The organism is Halobacillus halophilus, from assembly GCF_020171985.1.
GTDB lineage: Bacteria > Bacillota > Bacilli > Bacillales > Halobacillaceae > Halobacillus > Halobacillus halophilus_A.
Genome location: NZ_JAIVAL010000002.1, coordinates 397,116 through 417,110 on the forward strand (window position 1 = coordinate 397,116; position 19,995 = coordinate 417,110).

General features: G+C 41.6%; 16 protein-coding genes. 6 read left to right on the forward strand and 10 right to left on the reverse strand.

All coding sequences use genetic code 11. From position 1 onward, the window contains the following. Nucleotides 1-563: 563 nt before the first annotated feature. The gene (locus LCM11_RS06585; protein WP_224893449.1) at nt 564-3,272 is read right to left on the reverse strand and encodes a class I SAM-dependent DNA methyltransferase; all 2,709 of its coding nucleotides are present in this window, start codon (nt 3,270-3,272) and stop codon (nt 564-566) included. A gap of 383 nt (nt 3,273-3,655) precedes the next feature. Between LCM11_RS06585 and LCM11_RS06590 the strand changes: the two genes are divergently transcribed. From LCM11_RS06590 to LCM11_RS06615, 6 genes are all read left to right on the forward strand, one after another. Next, entirely contained in the window at nt 3,656-3,796 is a 141-nt protein-coding gene (locus tag LCM11_RS06590) for a hypothetical protein (protein WP_224893450.1), read from the forward strand. Nucleotides 3,797-4,018: 222 nt separating this feature from the next. Then, a complete protein-coding gene (locus LCM11_RS06595) occupies nt 4,019-5,443 on the forward strand; it encodes a recombinase family protein (RefSeq protein WP_224893451.1) in 1,425 nt (474 codons plus the stop codon). Next, nucleotides 5,434-6,918: a recombinase family protein gene (locus tag LCM11_RS06600; RefSeq protein WP_224893452.1), complete on the forward strand. Its 1,485-nt coding sequence runs from the start codon at nt 5,434-5,436 to the stop codon at nt 6,916-6,918. The genes LCM11_RS06595 and LCM11_RS06600 overlap by 10 nt, the downstream gene beginning before the upstream one ends. Nucleotides 6,919-7,138: 220 nt before the next feature. Further along, complete coding sequence (locus LCM11_RS06605; RefSeq protein WP_224893453.1) at nt 7,139-7,300, forward strand: hypothetical protein; 162 nt, start codon at nt 7,139-7,141, stop codon at nt 7,298-7,300. Further along, on the forward strand, nt 7,297-7,875 hold the full coding sequence (locus tag LCM11_RS06610) for a recombinase family protein (RefSeq protein ID WP_224893454.1): 579 nt from the start codon (nt 7,297-7,299) through the stop codon (nt 7,873-7,875). Before LCM11_RS06605 ends, LCM11_RS06610 begins: the two co-directional genes overlap by 4 nt. Beyond that, nucleotides 7,760-8,599: a recombinase family protein gene (locus LCM11_RS06615; protein ID WP_224893455.1), complete on the forward strand. Its 840-nt coding sequence runs from the start codon at nt 7,760-7,762 to the stop codon at nt 8,597-8,599. The genes LCM11_RS06610 and LCM11_RS06615 overlap by 116 nt, the downstream gene beginning before the upstream one ends. Nucleotides 8,600-8,618: 19 nt before the next feature. Here LCM11_RS06615 and rlmD read toward each other — a convergent pair whose 3' ends face one another. The 9 genes from rlmD to LCM11_RS06655 all read right to left on the reverse strand — a co-directional run bounded on the left by rlmD (nt 8,619) and on the right by LCM11_RS06655 (nt 19,975). Then, nucleotides 8,619-10,004 carry a 23S rRNA (uracil(1939)-C(5))-methyltransferase RlmD gene (rlmD, locus tag LCM11_RS06620; RefSeq protein WP_224893456.1) on the reverse strand — a complete coding sequence of 462 codons (1,386 nt, stop codon included), beginning with the start codon at nt 10,002-10,004 and terminating at the stop codon, nt 8,619-8,621. 116 nt (nt 10,005-10,120) lie between these two features. Continuing rightward, the gene (locus LCM11_RS06625; RefSeq protein ID WP_224893457.1) at nt 10,121-11,026 is read right to left on the reverse strand and encodes a diacylglycerol kinase; all 906 of its coding nucleotides are present in this window, start codon (nt 11,024-11,026) and stop codon (nt 10,121-10,123) included. A 155-nt stretch (nt 11,027-11,181) separates the two neighbouring features. Next, complete coding sequence (gatB, locus tag LCM11_RS06630) at nt 11,182-12,612, reverse strand: Asp-tRNA(Asn)/Glu-tRNA(Gln) amidotransferase subunit GatB (RefSeq protein WP_224893458.1); 1,431 nt, start codon at nt 12,610-12,612, stop codon at nt 11,182-11,184. Further along, nucleotides 12,609-14,081 (reverse strand): Asp-tRNA(Asn)/Glu-tRNA(Gln) amidotransferase subunit GatA, encoded by a 1,473-nt coding sequence (gatA, locus tag LCM11_RS06635; RefSeq protein WP_224893459.1) that lies wholly within the window; start codon nt 14,079-14,081, stop codon nt 12,609-12,611. The genes gatB and gatA overlap by 4 nt, the downstream gene beginning before the upstream one ends. 11 nt (nt 14,082-14,092) lie before the next feature. After that, entirely contained in the window at nt 14,093-14,383 is a 291-nt protein-coding gene (gene gatC, locus LCM11_RS06640; RefSeq protein ID WP_089751599.1) for an Asp-tRNA(Asn)/Glu-tRNA(Gln) amidotransferase subunit GatC, read from the reverse strand. A 597-nt stretch (nt 14,384-14,980) separates the two neighbouring features. After that, nucleotides 14,981-16,492, reverse strand: coding sequence for a sodium/proline symporter PutP (gene putP, locus LCM11_RS06645; RefSeq protein WP_224893460.1), 1,512 nt, complete (start codon nt 16,490-16,492; stop codon nt 14,981-14,983). 6 nt (nt 16,493-16,498) lie between these two features. After that, on the reverse strand, nt 16,499-16,627 hold the full coding sequence (locus tag LCM11_RS20380) for a hypothetical protein (RefSeq protein ID WP_014641887.1): 129 nt from the start codon (nt 16,625-16,627) through the stop codon (nt 16,499-16,501). A gap of 362 nt (nt 16,628-16,989) precedes the next feature. Then, a complete protein-coding gene (pruA, locus tag LCM11_RS06650; RefSeq protein WP_224893461.1) occupies nt 16,990-18,540 on the reverse strand; it encodes an L-glutamate gamma-semialdehyde dehydrogenase in 1,551 nt (516 codons plus the stop codon). Between the two features lie 286 nt (nt 18,541-18,826). Further along, a complete protein-coding gene (locus tag LCM11_RS06655) occupies nt 18,827-19,975 on the reverse strand; it encodes a CamS family sex pheromone protein (protein ID WP_224893462.1) in 1,149 nt (382 codons plus the stop codon). Nucleotides 19,976-19,995: the final 20 nt, after the last annotated feature.

Genomic DNA, 19,995 nt, shown 5'->3' on the forward strand with positions numbered 1-19,995 from the left:
CATAAATTAATCCTCATTGGGTCAGAGATGAAACCTCTGTCAAAACGCTGTCGTTTTGTAGTTTGACAATAAAAGACTACTAAAAACAATAAAGTAACACGTCGCATTCGCCCTGAAAGCGACTATAAATAAACAGGTAAGGTGAGCTGAGCCGATGCAGAAAGTCAGCGTAGCAATCATTAGTCAAGGTCTTTTCTGCTGTTTTCAGACCGGATTGTTAGCCTCAAAGAAGTGGGAACGACTTCTTGCAGTAACAGTTCGGTGGAGTTTCGATTGATTATGGTCAATGGTACTTGTGATGATGTATATGGGCGAAACTATATACGCTATTGTTAAGCGCATGACAAGTTGAAGAAATTCAGGTATTAAATAGCAGCATCATTCAGGTTCCCAGTTTGTACTAAAGTACTGTATCCAAATACCACTTCCTCTGTCCTAGAAATCTTTTTAATTCTAGAGACAGGGGGGGTATTATCATAGTTAATAACCCGATTACCTAAAAGCATGTATCCCCAACATCCCTGCCTGCTAGTTATCAATTCGCCATATCTCTTCTTAACTTTTCAAATAGTCGCTTCGTTATATTTTTTGAACAAGAAATCTACTCTATCCTCATCTGATTTGAACGTCTTTCCATATGCTTTTTCAACAGCTTTATCCAATTCACGATGTGCTCTTAATAATTCCGGAGGAGTTGCAACTAAATCATAAAGATCGGCTAGTGAACTATCAGGATAGCTTGCTCGTATATCTATAATTTCAAGTGCTTTCTTTTCAATCGTATGTCTTAACTTTTCTGTAGGTTCAGGAAACACAAAATTATTATAAACTAAGGTATTAGAGTAACGATAATCACCTTTTAAACGCCCAGCTACAGTACGTAACCAAGCCATATGCATCGAAGAGTTTAAAATACCGAACAAGTATTCATCTGCATCCAACACTTGAAATGCGGAATCACTGCATACTGTTGGATATTCAAAATACCCAATAGGTACAAATTTTCTATTTTCAGAAGTTACTCTTGGAATAATCAATATATCGCTATCGACTGCATTATCTTGTTTGAAACGTGCAGGATATTCTGCCCATTTTTGAGTAGAAGGTGCATCACTATCTAATCGCATTTTTCTCACGGATTCCACTCTTTCCCTAACCAACGGCATCTTTCGAAGTTCCGCTGGCGGACAGTTGGGCAAATATAAGCAATAACGTTGATAACCATTTACTAACTCGTGAGCTCCTACCCATGGCCGAAAATATTTTTCTGATAATGGTTCATTTTTTATAAATTCTTCCATCTCATCTTCATTAAAAATTAAAAACCCTCCATCAGTAGGTTTTGTTCCATAAATCATAGGTGGTGTACTACTAATAGGTTTCTTTCTACTTTCTATAAAAACAGTTGCTGCATTTAATAAGTAATGATTGATTTCCTTAACTGAAACTGCTGTAGGCTCTCCCTTTATGTCTGCATAAGTAAAGAGCTTTTTAGGTAATCCTTTAATTGAGCTGAAACCAATAATTACACAATATACTGCAGCCTTCTTTTTTGCTTCACTATTCCATTGAAATGTTTGATGAGCAAAATGTATCTCTATGTCCATTTGATACATCAGATATTTCCAAATATTAAGCGCCTGCTCTCCTTGCACAATCGAATTCGTGGATACCAACCCAACCTGAATGGATGTAAAACGTATATATTTTGCAGCTTTCAAATACCACGCTGCGACAAAGTCGAGATGGCCAGATTTTTTCAACACTTTTGTTACATCTTTCAAATCAGCTTTTTGCTCAGGAGACAACATACTGTTGCCTACAAAGGGAGGATTACCTAAAATATAATTTAATTTATTACTTGATACTACTTCTTCCCAATCCAATTTCAGAGCATTACCATGTACTATATTCGGTCGTTTAGTGAGTGGCAAACGCACAAAATATTCACCAAATTCATTACTTATTTTCATATTCATTTGATGATCCATTAACCACAAAGCAACCTGTGCGATTTGAGAAGCGAAATCATCTATTTCTATACCATAAAACTGGTCTACATCCACACGTACCCAGTGATCAATATCTAAAATAAACTCTCCCCGTAAAAACTCTCTGACAATTTCTACTTCTAACAATCGTATCTCCCGATAAGCAATAATCAAAAAATTACCACATCCACAAGCAGGATCAAGAAATTTCAAATCTCCAATTTTATTATGAAAAGCTTCTAAACGCTTTCGTCTATTCGTTTTCAAATTTTTTATTTTATTGAATTCTTCCCATAACTCATCCATGAATAGCGGTTTGATCACTTTTAAAATATTCTCTTCACTTGTGTAGTGAGCCCCCAGCTCTCTACGTTGCCCTGCATCCATGACGCTTTGAAATAGAGAACCGAAAACTGCTGGAGAAATTTGCCCCCAGTTCAACGCAGAGCTTTCAAGCAAAAGCTCACGCATTTCTGCGTCAAATGTAGCCGGAGGCAATCTATCTTCAAATAGTTTCCCGTTTACATAAGGAAAGTTGTTAAGTGTTACATCAAGGTTTTTAGTTCGATTCTTTACTGGTGTGTTTAATGTTTCAAAGATTCCAGCCAAATGAAGCCCTAAATCACTGCCATCTTCACGTGTTTCTTGATCAATGTAGTCTTTGAAGATATTCTTTTCAAAAATCCCTGTATCATCTGCAAATAAGCAAAACAATAGCCGCACCAGGAACACTTCTAAGTTGTGCCCGTCATATCCAATGGTCTTTAATTTGTCGTGTAATTCTCCCATTTGTTCTGCAGCTTCAATATTGACTGGATCCTGTTCTTTGATCTCCTGCTTTTGATAACCTGCAATGAATCCAAACAACTCAATGTTCTGTGGTAACTGGCTTAATTTGATGCGACGTTCTCCGCCATCTTCCAAATCATAAAGCACAAAGTTCTCAAAATCTGAAACTAATATGTATCTAGGTAGCTCTGACTCTTTTAAACCAGGAAAGTAATCTTTTGCTTGGTTGTACGCCTTTTCTAAATCACGTCCTCTGGACTTATGTTCAACCAGTAGAATGCCTTTCCAAAGTAAGTCAACGAATCCTTGCTCTCCTCCGGCTTTTTTAACGCTTTTTTCAAATGTTGCTACTCGCCTACGCGAGATGCCAAACACATTAAAAAATGCGTCCCAGAATGATTTTGCATCTGCACTTTCATTAGATGCGTCCTCCCATTCATTTGAAAATTTGACTGCTCTTTCTCTAATTTCGTTCCAACTTAATAGAGACATGATTTAATTTGTTCCCCCTAGTATGTTCATTGCCGAATTAAATCAGCCTTTGGAAAATTTTATAAACCAATCTTATCATAAGCAATCAGGTTGAGAACAGGGACTATGGTCATTTTGTCCTATCGAGTAATTATATTACATAATTAATATCCACTAGTTACTAGAGTTTTAAATTTTGTTATTGACTTTTTTCCTGAAATGGTTATGTTTCTTCTGCCGGTGTATGAACTACCGAACAAAATCACAATTGGAGGAAGCAAACACCATGAATAATTCCCTATCTAAACTTACCCAGCAACTGCAACAACCTTTACAGAAAGGTACACTATCACCATTTTTATTTAATAGCTTCATAGAATATCAGAAAAAGAGGAAGAGCAACCATGCCCCCGCAAAAAGATAATACTCTTTTTCCAGGTCAAGAAAGAGGAATAATTCGTATCTTAATTAAAAAAGGACAAGAAGAAGGAGCCGTTCAATTACGCCTGAATTTATTTGATGAAGAACCCCCTGAAAAAGAATAGCAGTATAAAGAACACCTCCATCGGTCAATGATAATTAGATGGAGGTGAAAGTATGAGAAGACGTGTTCAACTACGTTCAATATCAGAAGATAACAATACTACAACTATCTGGGTTCAGCATTTAACTGTACGTTTAGTCATTGAACAACTACAGCTGCCACATCGATTACAAGCAAAACTGCTTCACGAGACACTACCCAAAATTAAAAATGAGGTGAAATAATGGAAAAAGCTAAACTCCATGTGTTCTTTAGAAGAGTCAGTACTAAAGGACAAGATATAACCATTCAAGAAGCCGCAGACCTTTACTATAGAGAAAAGCTTCAATCAGAAAACATTATGATCATTAACGAAAATGCAATTTCAGCCAATAAAAAGTCTATAAATGAAAGACCTGAAATGCAGAAGTTGATTTCATTAATCACAAAAAATAAAGTTTCTGCTTTATATGCTTTTGACCGGAGTCGCTTATTTCGTGACCACTATGAAGGCATGGAATTTAATGACTTACGATTGGCATATAATGTGAAACTCATTTACACATCTACAGGAAACGGCCACATCCAAGCCAGCAACGATATATTCGTGGAAGGCTTATTGAATATGTTTAGTGATATTGAAGGAAAAAACATTGCCCGTAGAAGTGAAGAAACTAGAAGAAGATATCCCCCTCAAATAATGGGCTATAAAAAAGATAAGGATACAAAAACATACAGTAAAGATCCAAATAAGAAAGAATATATCGATCAATATTTCACTGCATTAACTTATGTAAATACAATCGATGAACTACGAGCTGTAGTTAAAGAGTATCAAAAGAATCTAAATTGTAGCTCAGAGTTGAGTCTAATTAACATGGCGTCTAACCCATTTTACGCAGCCTACGATCTTGAAAAAGGGACGAATAGACTGAGTCATGTAGATCCGTACATTACATTAGAAACTTTTAATCAACTGCAGGAAACTAAAAGCGAATTATTTAAAACCTACGTAAAACAAGTGGAACAACAAAAATTGCAGGTGGCTATGTATGCGCCAATCTGCGGGTATTGTAAAAAGCGATTAAATTACCGACATAATAAAGACAGTAATCAGGGATTTTTTACTTGTTCTCGAAAAGAGCACGCCAAAAACAAAGTTAAAATTCCTTTTTCGGAGTTAGAAAAGGTTATTGATTTTGCTCTACAGGAGATCGTCCACAAACTGGACTATAAACTGCTCTCTCTTCACTCAGTAAAAAGCTTTAAAAAAATTAAAGACCAAACAGAAGCAGAAATATCAGCCATCAACTCTAAAATCAAAGAATTAACTGAGGAAATCGTATTATCAAGCAGACATTACTCAGAGGATTGGAAGAATGACCACCGCTACAAGAAAGTGAATAGTTTAAAGATGGAACGGAGAAAATTACTAGAAGAAATCACTCTAAAAGAAGAATTCCTACAGAATAACAAAAAGTTATCGGGGATTGTTCAGAGTTATTTAAGCGACAGATCAAAGGTCAGCTCAACACTACTGTATTCACTGTTTATCAATCAAGTCTTTATTTATGAGGATGAAGTAGATATTGAAGTTTTCACCTTCAATTATCTTCGAGACCTTCACACAGAAATGATTTATGTAGGAGATGAATCAGCTTGGAATTAGCATTCGGCTATATAAGACGTTCTTCTTACAAACAGCAAGAAAATAATAGCGTCGAAATACAGAAAGCACACATACAAGAATTTGCGCAGCGAAAGGGGTTCACCGTTCCAGAGGATTTTATTTATATCGAAGATGTAACCAGCGCCTACTCTAAAAGAGCCAATCAGCGTAAAGAGCTGATGCGGCTCAGAAATATGATGATAGAATCCAGTATCGCCCGTGTGATTTTCTTTGAAGAATCTCGTATGGACCGTACAGGTTATACTTTTGTTCTGGATTTTTACCGTCCACTGCAAGAGGCACTTCCTAACCTTGAGTTGTACACAACAAACTCGGACGCCCCCTTCAATCCAGATAACCCACAAAACAAAGTGGCTCTCCTTCTCTACCGCCAAGAATCAGAAATTAAATCAGAACGTGCCTTGGCAAGTTTAACTGCAGACCTTGAGAATCAAGACCCAATCCGACCAGGCGCAAAAGTTCCATTCGGCTACAAACAAGTGGACAAAAAACTAATTCAAAATGAAAAAGCAGAGATCGTCACTTTCATCTATTACCTTCAAAGTTGGGGAACTTCTATGGGAAGGATTGCCGAAATTTTAAATGAAACTGAAATCCCCGCCCCCAACGGTGGATTATGGGGAGCTAGCTCAATAGAAACTATCTTAAAGAATCCGGTATACACGGGTGATTTGACTTGGAATATTCGGAAACACAATAAAGAGAAAAAATATGAATTCAAGAAGATACACGAACCGATCGTCGATCCTTTCCTTATCCATTTGAATGATAATAATGTAAAACTGCAAAGCAAATTTGGAAGGCTCGATACTCCGTTTCTTTTTTTAAACCTACTCCACTGTGGAGAATGTAAAGAGCTTTTAAAAACTCAAAATGCATCCACTACTAAAAATGGTAAGAAATATTGCTATCAGTATTACGTCTGCAAAAAATGCAATTACAAGCTGGATATCAGTAGCACGCACGAAACAATTCTGCCAGTCATCTTAAAACACGTTCAGTCGTTGACTTCGCATAATACAGTGAAGAATTCTACTGAAGCTTTCCTTACAGCCCTTCAAGAAACAACTAAAGAAAAAATAATAAATTTAGAAAAACATATTGACAACTTGGACTCAAAGGGTTGTATTGCTAAAGAACAAGAGGATGAAGATTTCGAACAGATTATCAATGACTTGCTAATAGAATATCAATCAGATTTAAAGTGCTTAGCCCGAAGCTTATGCATTCAAAGTGAATTACTGGGAGCTGTTAATTCTGGTTTGTATTTCTCACGCTTTAATCATGTACTTGAACATCAGCTCAGTCAACAAGAACAACGATTAATAACTCTTTACTTCGTAAATGAAATCCTCGTTTCACCTGATCAGGCACCTCAAATAGTCTTCCGTTCAAATGCCTTCGAAAACTTTTATCCTATTCAAGTTGGACAAAGTACAGAAACAGAACAGTGAATGACTGGATGGTTAACCGAACACTTTTACTTCATTTATACAAAAAGTAAAACAGATCATCTCAAGCCCTTTGCTACAAGGGCTTTTATCAAGGATTTGTTCGGTAATCTATCCATATTGGTATACCAATGTAGATGAATAACAGAAATATATACTTCTATTATTGGATAAAAAACAGAAAATTATACTCATCAAAAGAACAACATAGGAGAGGAAACAAATGAAAGTCAATCGTATATATGCTGCCCCAGAAAAAGCAGTAGATGTTAAAAACCTAATCCAACAACTTGTCACTATAGAAATAGAAAAAATGGTTAATAATAATTCTGTAAACTCACCAGCATCTCATGAAAAAATTACACTAGGTGGTGATTGTGCATGAGATGTGCAGTATACGCTCGTGTTTCAACAGAATTAGATTCACAAAGGACATCCATTGATAATCAGGTAGATATCTTCAGAAACTATGCTTTTCAAAACAATTGGGAAATTGTAAAAGTCTATACAGATAAGCAATCTGGCACCAAAGGAAACCGTCCGGGTTTAAAAGCTTTAATTGAAGATGGAAAAGCGGGAATGTACGATGTTATTTTGGCGAAAGAGCTTTCTCGTTTAGCTAGGAATGGAAAGCTTTCCTACGAACTTAAAGAAATCTGGCAGTTCAATAACATTCATCTTGTTTGTTTGGATAACTCCATTAATACTCTAGAAGGTAATGATCACAATTTTGGTTTATACGCCTGGCTTTATGAAAACGAATCAGCTAATAGCAGCCGGCGTAATAAACAAGCCAAACGTGTAAAAGCTCAACGTGGTCTCTTTGTTGGTTCGACCCCTCCATATGGCTATCAGTCTGAGAACGGTCATCTTGAACAATCGACATTACTGCGGGGATCTCGTACAAAACAGATCGGAAACGATCTCTGTTACGTCTATAAAAAGACGGGAAGTAAATGAGGAAGATCAAATCGTAATGGAGAACTCTCATGTGCCAATCATCCCGAAAGAAGCTTTTGAAGCTGTACAAGCAATGATGAAAACCCGGACAAAAACTTCTACGGCCCCCAAGAAACATATTTTCACGAATATCCTTTATTGTGATGAATGCCATAAAGGAATGTGGTACAAAGCCAATCAAAAAGGCTACCGATGCGGAGGTAACATTAAACACGGCACTACATTTTGTCTAAATAAAGCTCCTATTCGCGAAAAAGAGTTAACCCACGTTATTTTAGAGGATTTAGAGGTGCTCTTTGATACTTTAAAAGACAAAAACTTCATGAATACGTTGGTAATGAAATTAGATAAGAAAAAACAACTTATTCAGAAGGAACTCCTTGCCTCTCAATATGAACTAGGTAAACTTAAAGACAAAAAACTGGAGTATGTGAATTTGTATACTGAAAATGTGATATCTATAGAAGAACTTACGGAATACAGAGGATTAACGGATGAGAAAATAAAGTCATTACAACTTCAACAAGCTCGCCTAGAGGAAAAGATGCAGGAATGTAAAAGTGAGGACTTCGCTTTCCATATCGGTAACAAATTAAAAGAAGTTCTTGGATTAAAAGAGCTAACTCCGAAAATCCTACATTCGCTTGTTGAAAAAATAACATGTAACCAAGATGGCAGTGTCAATATTCAGTATAGCTTTGTTAATCCGTTGCAAGTCAAATAAAAAGGCAACACCCTAAGGGTTAGTTGCCTTTTCTTCTAATGAGTTGCGAGACGCACTCCACGTGACTCGTCTGCGGGAACATATCCACCGGCTGAACCTCCTGCGTCGCATATCCCCCATCCTCAAGCAAACGCAAATCACGCGCGAGCGTTGAAGGGTTACACGATACATAGACAATACGTTCCGGTTCCATATCAAGCATAGCTTTAAGCAGCTCTTCATCGCATCCTTTACGCGGTGGATCGACGACGATCACGTCCGGGCGAAGCCCCTGGTTGCGCCACCATGGCATGAGCTCTTCGGCTTGTCCGACGTAAAATTCCGCATTGTCCATCTTATTCAGACGGGCGTTTTTCTTCGCGTCGGTGACGGCTTCAGGAACGATTTCGACACCGTACACTTTCTTTGCTTGCTGGGCAAGGAAAAGAGAGATCGTGCCAATGCCGCAATAGGCGTCAATGACGGTCTCGCCCCCGTGAAGGTCGGCATATTCGAGCGCTTTGTCATATAGGTTCTTCGTCTGGGTCGGGTTGACTTGATAGAACGATTTTGGTGAGATCATAAATTTAATATCACCGATCATATCGTAGATGTATTCGTCGCCCCAGATGACTTTTGTGTCTTTACCGAGGATCACATTGGTCTTCTGATTGTTCACGTTATGCACGATCGACTTCACGCTTGGGAAGGCGTCGCGGATTTCATCAATCAGCTTGTCCTGTTCAGGCAGGTTCTTTGTTTTCGTTACGAGCACAATCATAATATCTTTTGTCGTCTGCCCGGTGCGGACCATAATATGACGCAGCGTGCCGCGGTGAGTCTCTTCGTCATAAGCTGAGATTCCCAGTTCCGTGGCAATACGCCTTACGGTTTCCACCATGCGATCATTCAGTTCATCCTGAATGATACACGTGTCCATATCGATAATGTTGTGGCTGCGCTTCTGATAAAAGCCGGTCATGAGCTGGCCGTCTTCTTTTTGGCCGACGGGGATCTGGATTTTATTACGATAGCGCCACGGATCAGCCATTCCGATCGTTTCGTGGACGGGAACGTGTTCCAGGTGTCCAATTTTTTTCATCGCGTTTTTCACCTGATTGTGCTTCATCTCGAGCTGCATGCTATAGCTCATATGCTGGAGCTGGCAGCCGCCGCACTGGTAATACACATCACATGGCGGCTCCACACGGTCTTCGCTTTCTTCTTTTACTCCCAAGAGCTTGCCGAAGCCAAAGTTCTTTTTCACTTTGACGACTTTTACTTCAGCTTCTTCCCCGGGAAGACCATATGGTACGAAGAGCGGATAGCCATCCACTTTCCCTACCCCATTGCCTTCATGGGTTAAATCCTCAAACGTCAGGTTTATGGTCTGGTTTTTCTGTACGGGCGGCTTTGGTTTTGCCATCATTGATCCGTCCTTTTCTACTTAGACTCTGTGTTCGTAGTTTATCACAAATCCTAGTGTTTCATGAAACATTAGAAAACGCCGCTGCCCCGGTAAGGGACAGCAGCGCTTCAAGATTATAATTCTCCCGGGAATTTTTCCTTTGGCAAGAAGAACTCCAGGTGGCGGTATAGATTCACAAATTCTCCCGGCATCATGCCGCCGAACTCACCATCAATGTTCAACTGCATTTTCTCATCCGTCTTCACTTTCACACGGCTAGCCGTAGTGTGTATGAACTTCGGATGATTCAAATGGTTGCCTTGAATCGCGAGTGTGGCGAGACGGACGAATTCGGCAATGTTCATTTTTTCAATAATCATTAAATCGAACAATCCATCATCCATGCGGGCTGATGGAGCCAGTTTCTCAAGGCCGCCGACGGAGTTGGTATTAGAAACGAGAAATAACATGATCTCTCCTTCGTACCACTTGCCATCATACTCGATTTCGACCCGTGTCGGTCTGATCGAAGGGAGCATCTCAATTCCTTTAAGATAATAGGCAAGCTGCCCGATCATGGTTTTCAGCTTGCTCGGGACTTCATAGGAAATCTCAGTGATCTTTCCTCCCCCGGCAATGTTCATAAAATAATGACCGTTCACGCGGCCGATATCAAGCGGCTGAGTATGCTCTTCCAGAATAATATCGACGGCTTTATGAATGTTCCTTGGTATATTTAATGCACGTGCAAAATCGTTGGTTGTCCCGACTGGAATGATGCCGAGCTTCGGTTTGTGATCCTGTTCGGCAATGCCATTAATGACTTCATTAATCGTCCCATCCCCACCGGCAGCTACAACTACGTCAAACTCCCGATCTACAGCATATTTTGCAGCTTTAATCGCATCACCGGCACAAGTTGTCGCATGTGTCGAGGTTTCGTAGCCGGTTTGCTCAAACCGCTGCAGAATATCAGGGAGGACCTTGCGAATGACTTCTCTCCCAGAGGTCGGGTTATAAATTATTCGAGCACGTTTCATGGTATGACCCCCTCATCCAGGCTTGTTCCATAGAACATCATAGCTCTTTTTCCTGAATTTGAAAACACTTTTTATAGTATATGATGGGTTTTCCTCATCCATACGAAAGCACGCACCAATCGCCGTGCGTGCTTTCGTTAACCTATTAGCAGGCTTTAACGCTTCTCCATTTCAGCCAAAATAATTTTATTTACCATCGGCGGGTTTGCCTGACCTTTGGTTTCTTTCATTACTTGACCGACAAGGAATCCGAGTGCTTTGTCTTTACCATTCTTATAATCCTCAATAGACTGTGGATTATTATCGAGAATCGTTGTTACGATTTCGGTCAGCTGACCTTCATCGGAAATCTGGACAAGTCCTTTATCTTTAACAATTTTCTCGGGATCGCCGCCTTTTTCAACCAGTTCGCTGAAGACTTTCTTCGCAATCTTGGACGAGATCGTGCCGTCTTCAATCAGCTTGATCATCTTCGCAAGGGAAGCTGGTGTAAGAGCGAGTTCATGAAGTTCTTTATAGTTTTTGTTCATATAGGCAGAAACTTCACCCATCAGCCAGTTGGAGGCCTGTTTAATATCTGCACCCTCCGCAATGGTTTCTTCAAAGAAGTCGGATAGTTCTTTGTTATTGGTAAGTACCATCGCATCATATTCTGGAAGATCAAGTTCTTCAATATAACGCTTCTTACGGGCTGCTGGAAGCTCAGGAATCTGATCGAAAATACGCTGCTTCCAGGCTTCATCAATGTGCAGAGGCACAAGGTCAGGTTCTGGGAAGTAACGGTAGTCATCAGATCCTTCTTTAACACGCATAAGGATCGTTTCCTTAGTTTGCTCATCATAACGGCGTGTTTCCTGAAGAATCTCTCCACCGGAAAGCAGTTCCTTCTGCTGACGCACTTCTTCAAACTCAAGTCCTTTTTGAACGAAGGAGAAGGAGTTTAAGTTCTTAAGTTCCGTCTTCACACCGAATTCTTCCTGACCGATCGGGCGGATGGACAGGTTGGCGTCACAACGAAGTGAACCTTCTTCCATTTTACAATCCGAAACACCCGTGTACTGGATGATATTTTTCAAAGCTTCCAGGTAAGCATATGCTTCCTTCGGTGAACGGATGTCCGGCTCAGATACGATTTCCACAAGAGGTGTACCCTGACGGTTGTAGTCTACAAGGGAATACCCATCATCACTGTGAGTCAGCTTACCGGCGTCTTCCTCCATGTGAAGACGCGTAATGCCGATCCGCTTTTTCTCGCCGTCCACTTCAATATCGATATAGCCGTTTTCCCCGATTGGCTGATCAAATTGGGAAATCTGATACGCTTTCGGGTTGTCCGGATAGAAATAGTTTTTACGATCGAATTTCGTGTCCGTCGCGATATCACAATTCAGAGCCATCGCGGCTTTCATCGCATAGTTGACAGCTTCTTCGTTCAATACAGGCAATACGCCCGGGTACCCGAGATCAATCGGGTTTACGTTCGTATTCGGCTCGTCTCCGAACATGTTCGGGGACGGGCTGAAGATTTTAGATGCCGTTTTTAATTCAACGTGGACCTCTAGGCCAATTATTGTTTCAAAATTCATGAGCGCGCACCTCCAAGGGACGGGCGTTGTTTATGGAATTCAGTAGCCTGTTCGAAGGCATGAGCAGTACGATACACGCTGCTTTCATCAAAGTGGTTTCCGATGATTTGCAGACCGATTGGAAGACCATTGGATGAGAAGCCGCATGGAATCGAAATACCAGGCACGCCTGCCAGGTTTACAGGAATCGTCAGGATATCGTTCGCATACATGGTCATCGGATCATCAACTTTATCACCTATTTTGAAGGCTGGTGTAGGCGTTGTCGGTCCGATAATTACATCGTAATCTGCGAATACTTTTTCAAAATCGTTCTTAATCAGCGTACGCACCTGCTGCGCTTTTTTATAGTAAGCGTCATAATATCCTGAGCTTAGCGCAAAGGTTCCAAGCATAATCCGGCGCTTCACTTCGTCACCGAAGCCTTCAGCACGGGAGCGCTTGAACATGTCAAGCATCGTCTCGGCATCTTCCGCGCGCTTGCCGTAACGGACTCCGTCAAAACGGGCAAGGTTGGCAGAAGCTTCGGAGGATGCGATCAGGTAGTACGTGGATAGAGCATATTTAGAGTGCGGAAGGGAAACTTCTTCCCAGGTTGCTCCAAGCTCTTCATATTTCTGAAGGGCTGCCTGAACGGCTTCCTTCACTTCAGAAGAAACACCTTCACTGAGGTATTCTTTAGGTACGGCGATTTTCAGCCCTTTAACATCACCTGTCAGAGCTTCACTGTAATTTGGAACTTCTACGTTCGCTGAAGTTGAATCCATGTTGTCGTGTCCGGCAATGGTTTCCAGCAAGAACGCATTGTCTTCCACGTTGCGTGTAATTGGACCGATTTGATCCAAAGAGGAAGCAAAAGCGACTAAACCGAAACGGGAGACACGGCCATATGTTGGTTTCAAGCCGACAACCCCGCAGTAAGCAGCTGGCTGACGGATCGACCCGCCGGTATCGGAACCAAGTGAATAAGGAACTTCTCCAGCTGCAACAGCCGCTGCTGAGCCACCACTTGAACCGCCTGGAACGTAATCCGTATTCCAAGGGTTACGTACCGCGTCGTAGCTAGAGTTTTCATTAGAAGAACCCATAGCAAACTCGTCCATGTTGAGTTTACCAATGGTAATGGACTTCGCGTCATTCAACTTATTGACGACCGTAGCATCATACAATGGGTCGTTAAAATTACTTAGAATCTGACTTCCGGCTGTCGTGCGGAGACCTTTGGTCACGATGTTGTCCTTCACTCCGATAGGCAGACCGAACAGCTTAGCCGAGCTGTCGCCTCGCTGCTGATCGAGTTCTGCAGCCTGGGCGCGGGCGGCTTCTTCATTTAGCGTTAAGAAAGCCTTCACTTGCCCGTCTACCTCTTCAATTCGTTTATACGACTCATCTACAAGATCCGTTACTCGGATCTCCTGATTATGTAGCTTCTCTTGAAGCTCACGTAATGTATAGTCAAATAGAGACATGATCAAACCTCCTATTCCAGTACCGATGGCACTTTGAATTGTCCATCTTTGTGCTCGGGTGCGTTATTAAGTACGTCTTCTTTGTTCAGCCATTCTTTTGGCTCGTCTTTGCGTAAGACATTCTTCAGATCCAGTACATGGGTGGTAGGAGCTACTCCCTCTGTGTCGAGTTCATTCAGCTGCTCGGCATACGTAATAATATCGTCGAGCTGTTTGGTGAATGTATCGGCTTCGTCCTCTGTGATAGCAAGGCGTGCCAGGTTGGCTACGTGCTTCACTTCGTCTTTACTAATTCTTGACATAATGCGACCTCCATTTCGATCTCACATAATATATGATCATACCAAATATACGGCTTATGAATCAACGTGCGCTATTTTTACCCTTCTTATCTTAACATAAATGGTATCCGGCTGTCTTAGCGTGCACCGCTCTTCATCAAATTAAACCTTTCCTTAGCCCAGCTTGTCTAACGAACCTTTTGAGCTCTCCTTAATTTGCATTAAATGCTTTTATGACAGGCTATTGGAATTCGTTATACCTGAAAATAGGTGTATAACCATATGGTCTGCTACCTCAACACGCAGGTAATGTTGGAAACGGTTTCGAGCAACTGATTTGGCTAGGGCCGGAGGGGGACGATGAAGACTCCTGTGGGATATACATGATCGGTGAGACCCCGGAAAGCGAAGCTTGAGGAGGCTCAGCCCATGCCCACGGAAAGCGGAATCGTCCCCCGCAGGACCTTACCATCTCAACAAAATATCTCGAAACTGAGTCTTCAACTAATCGGCCCTTTTCTTTAACAAGTCTTTTACTAAGATTCAACATTAGACTTAAAAGAGCCAAATAAAAAGGACCCCCGGAAGACCGGAGATCCTTTTAGCAGGCTTATCGAATTAACGACGGGCTGCTTCATCAAATTCTTCAATAATTTCTTTCGGCGGTTCACCTGCAGCACTGACTGCAATAGCTACAATCAGGTTCAATAGGAAACCAGGTACGATTTCATAAAGATCAAAAATACCGCCGCTCAGGAAGTCACCCCATACGACAACGGTTACCGCACCGACAATAATACCGGCAAGTGCACCGTTACGGGTAATCCCTTTCCAGAACAAGGACAAGATGATGATCGGACCGAATGCGGCACCGAAACCTGCCCAGGCATATGATACAAGAGAAAGTACAGAACTGTCCGGGTTTCCGGCAATCAATACGGCAATTAAGGCGATACCGGCAACCGCAACACGTCCAACCCATACAAGTTCACGCTCAGTTGCATTAGGACGGAACAGCGCTTTATAGAAGTCCTCTGCAAGGGCAGAAGAAGATACAAGCAGCTGAGAGTCAATGGTACTCATGATTGCAGACAGAATAGCTGCAAGCAGGATACCTGCAATAACCGGGTGGAACAGAATCTGTGAGAAGGTAATGAAGATCTTCTCAGCATCGGCAAGCATCTGGATGCCGCCTTCACTCATAACCTCTGCATTGAACGTGCTCAAATCACCCACATCAGCTGTATTAATGTAAGCAAGTCCAACAAGACCTGTGAAGATTGCACCATAAAGACCCAGAACCATCCAGCCTACACCGATAAAGCGGGCTTTCGGAACATCTTTAGGTGAACGAAGGGCCATAAAACGTACAAGAATGTGAGGCTGCCCGAAATAACCAAGACCCCAGGCTAGAGATGAAATAATAGCTAATGCGCCTACACCCTGTACCATGTTCAAGTGAGCCGGATCAATTTGACCAACAGCATCGACTGCATTGTTCCAGCCGCCCATTTCAGAAACAGCTACAATTGGCACAGCAATTAGAGCCAGGAACATAAGGATACCCTGTACAAAGTCTGTCCAGCTTACAGCCAGGAATCCTCCAAGGAATGTATATGATATCGTTACAATAGCTCCAAGCCAAAGAGCTTGTGTATAACTTAATGCAAAGGAAGCTTCGAACAGCTTCGCGCCGGCAACCATACCGGATGAGGTGTAGAATGTGAAGAATAATAAAATAACGGCTGCGGAAATAACACGCAGAACGTGGGATTTATCACGGAAACGGTTTTCAAGATAGTCCGGTACCGTAATGGAATCGTTCGCCACTTCTGTAAAGACACGCAGGCGGCGGGCTACAAACTGCCAGTTTAAATAAGCACCAATAGCGAGACCTACACCAATCCACGCTTCTGATAAACCGGATGCGTAAATAGCACCTGGAAGACCTAACAGCAACCAGCCACTCATATCGGAGGCCCCGGCACTAAGTGCGGCTACTCCTGGACCGAGACGGCGGCCGCCTAATACATAGTCAGATAAATCACTTGTTAAACGATATGCGGCAAAACCGATACCAAGCATACCAATTAGATAAATAATAAACGTTATTAACGTTGCTGTACTCATGTTTTTTTAGTCGCTCCTCTCAGTAAATAATGTAATAATGGATAAGATAATTAAGATAGGCATAGGGACAAACAACCAGAACCAGGTTGCCCCTGAAATGGAATATGAAGCAGCTGCAGTCGCTAGTTCAAACACATTTTCACCTCCTGTATGTCGTAATATGCACTCCTATGCAATAGTTTTTACTTGTGATACATAAGTCATAGAAGTCTCAAAAGTCAAACACAAGTACAACTATATCATAGTATAATTACAAGAACATTGCAAAAATTGAGACATATTATCGATTGTGAATTTATATGCACAAATATTGTATTTATATACATATATTAGCTGAATTGACTATAAACATTCATTAATTTTTTTAAATTTATTTGGTGTCTTTACCATTTTTTATCTATTCTTTAATATTTGCGCCTACATGTAGTATGCTCCATTTTCAAAAATAAACCCATTCTCTACTATTTTTAACGCAGAGAACGGGTTTATTTTCAGGTTTACAGCATTTCAGATGTGGTTTTACCTTGCATGTGATGGTACAGATAGTCAGGTCCACCAGCTTTGGAGTCGGTGCCGGACATGTTAAAGCCTCCAAATGGATGATATCCGACAATCGCAGCCGTACATCCACGGTTAAAATATAAGTTTCCAACGTGGAAATCTTCTCTGGCCTTCTCAATATGCTGACGGTTATTGGTAATAACAGCACCGGTTAGCCCATACTCTGTGTTATTGGCAATTTCCAATGCTTTATCAAAAGAAGAAGCTTTCATAAACCCTACCACGGGACCGAAGATTTCTTCCTGCATAATCGTACTGTCAGGATCAAGATCTGCGAAGACGGTTGGCTCAATGAACCAGCCTTTACTGTTATCGCCTTTTCCTCCCGTCATCAGTTTTCCTTCTTTTTTGCCGATCTCAATATAGTTGAGAATCTTGTCGTAAGCGCCCTGATCAATGACCGGTCCCATGTAAGAGCGGTTATCTGCAGGGTTACCATGACTTACTTCATTCTTTGTTTTCTGGACGACACGCTCGAGCAGTTCATCGTACACAGCCTCATGGGCCACTACGCGGGAACATGCTGAACATTTTTGACCGGAGAACCCAAAAGCAGAATAGGTAATGGCGTCAGCGGCCAGTTCCAAATCCGAATCTTCGTCTACGATGATCGTATCTTTTCCGCCCATTTCGATAATGGTGCGCTTCAACCACTTTTGACCTTCATGAACTTTGGCCGCGCGTTCGAAGATTCTGGTACCGACTTCGCGGGATCCTGTAAAACTGATAAAACGGGTTCGAGGGTGGTCAACCAGGTAATCACCCACTTCTTTTCCGCTGCCCGGGATGTAATTGATTACTCCGGCGGGAAGCCCGGCTTCCTCTAGTACCTCCATCATTTTATAAGCAATAATAGGTGTGGAGCTTGCCGGTTTAAGTAAAACCGTGTTACCAGATACCATCGCTGCGGTGGTCGTACCGCACATAATCGCAAACAAGAAGTTCCATGGAGAAATAACCACGCCTACGCCAAGCGGGATGTAGTGGAACCGGTTATTTTCGATCGGACGGGAATTGATTTCTACACCTTTATCAATCTCAAGCATCTGACGGCCGTAAAACTCCATAAAGTCGATAGCTTCCGCTGTATCGGCGTCTGCTTCTTTCCAGGGCTTACCGCCTTCTTTAACAAGATGAGCCGTAAACTCATGCTTACGCCGGCGGACAATGGCTGCGGCACGGAATAAGATGTCAGCGCGGAACGAAGCTTTGGTTTTGCGCCACCAGCTAAAGGTCTCGTCTGCAATTCTATGTGCTTTTTCTGCGAGATCCTGATTCGCTTTTGCGACGTACCCAATCACTTCTTTCTTATCAGCTGGATTAACAACTTCGATTTTGTCATCGGTCATAATCCGTTCGCCGCCGATAATCAACGGGTACGTCTTTCCTAACTCTGCTTCCACCTGCTTAATAGCAGATTCAAGTGCTCTGCGATTTTCTTCAATACTGAAATCGGTAAATGGTTCGTGTTTGTAAGGGACCACCATGGTTACCCGCCTCCTAAGAAATAAATACTACAGACGCCGAGTAATTTTTCTGAAAATTACCACGGCTTTTCCAAAGCTTATTTTACCGCAACTTCTTCTCTTCTACAAATCAAATAACCGCAAATAATCTGATTTAGCTTAATTTGAATACGTAAACTAAATACAACTCTTCACACAGCAAATTTTTGTCCATATAAGTATAGTAAATCGAATTTGCTCGAAATTTGAAGATATCTAAATATAAAAAAGCCGCGTCGATGTTTAGCATCCACGCGGCTCAAGATATTTATTCATAGATATGAACGAAAGGTTCCTCTTTGCCAGCCTGCTGGACAATGAGGCTTTCCTGTTGATCCATGCTGTTAATTTTCACTTCTACATCATAGTGGTCCGGGAACATTTCCACTACCAGACCATACACATACTGAGTGAAGCCGACGACTTCGGACTGTGAACGAAACTGGATCGGAATATCAATAGACACTTGCTGAAGTTCATTATCCACATAAAATCCGTTGGCAATCATCCCTACGAAGTTCGGGAAGTAATCGGATACTTCCTCTCTGAAATCAGAAAAGATCTGCGAATCTTCAAAGTAGTCATTCTCTGCTTCCTTGGAAGGAAAAAGCACATGCTTTTCTTCGATATCTTTCCAGTCACCAATCGATGAGGATGAGCCTTTCACCATGGTTTTGGTTAAAAATTTCCCAGGAACTTTGGAGCTTGCTTCCTCCTCTTCATAAAGAGAAAACACCACCGGCACGTTTTTCAGCTGCTCCTGTTCCCGCAGCCGCTTTAGAATGATTCCAGCATACTCTTTTCCCTTTTTCAAAAGTTCTTCTGTGGAATGATCTTCTTTATAATTCCTTCCTTCAGCTGTAAAGTTATAAACGGTACGCAAGGAAATACCTATGGTTAGTCCTTCCAATTCCACAACATCGTCATCTTTTTTAACAAGGTAATCCTGCTCGACAATGTTCGATATATATTTAGGGTTTTTACGGAACTGCTCTACTGAAGCTTCATCTTCTTCAAGCTCAGGATTCAGTCCTTGTTCATTCTTTCCCTCTTCATACCTGGATAGCCAATTAATCAGTGTATCTCCAGTCAGAAACTGGCCTGGCTGAAAAAAATACTCCTCGGGATCGTAGTATTCCTTAGAGTGCCGCCTGAGGCCTTGCTCAAACTCGGAGATGTCCATCCGGTTCCCCATTTGATTTACCGTGACCGAGCGGGCTTTCGATACTTTTGAACGATCTTCCGATAATATCATGCGGTACGTTTCTTCCGATATGCTATGATTCGGAACAATTGAGGCCTGATTACTGTCCTTATCTCTCGTTTCCTGAATGACTTCATCCTTATTATCAAACACTGGCGTACACGCGCTAACCAAAAGCAATGAACCAACCAACAGTGCATGCCACTTCCTCATGTATCCCACTCCCCATGTAA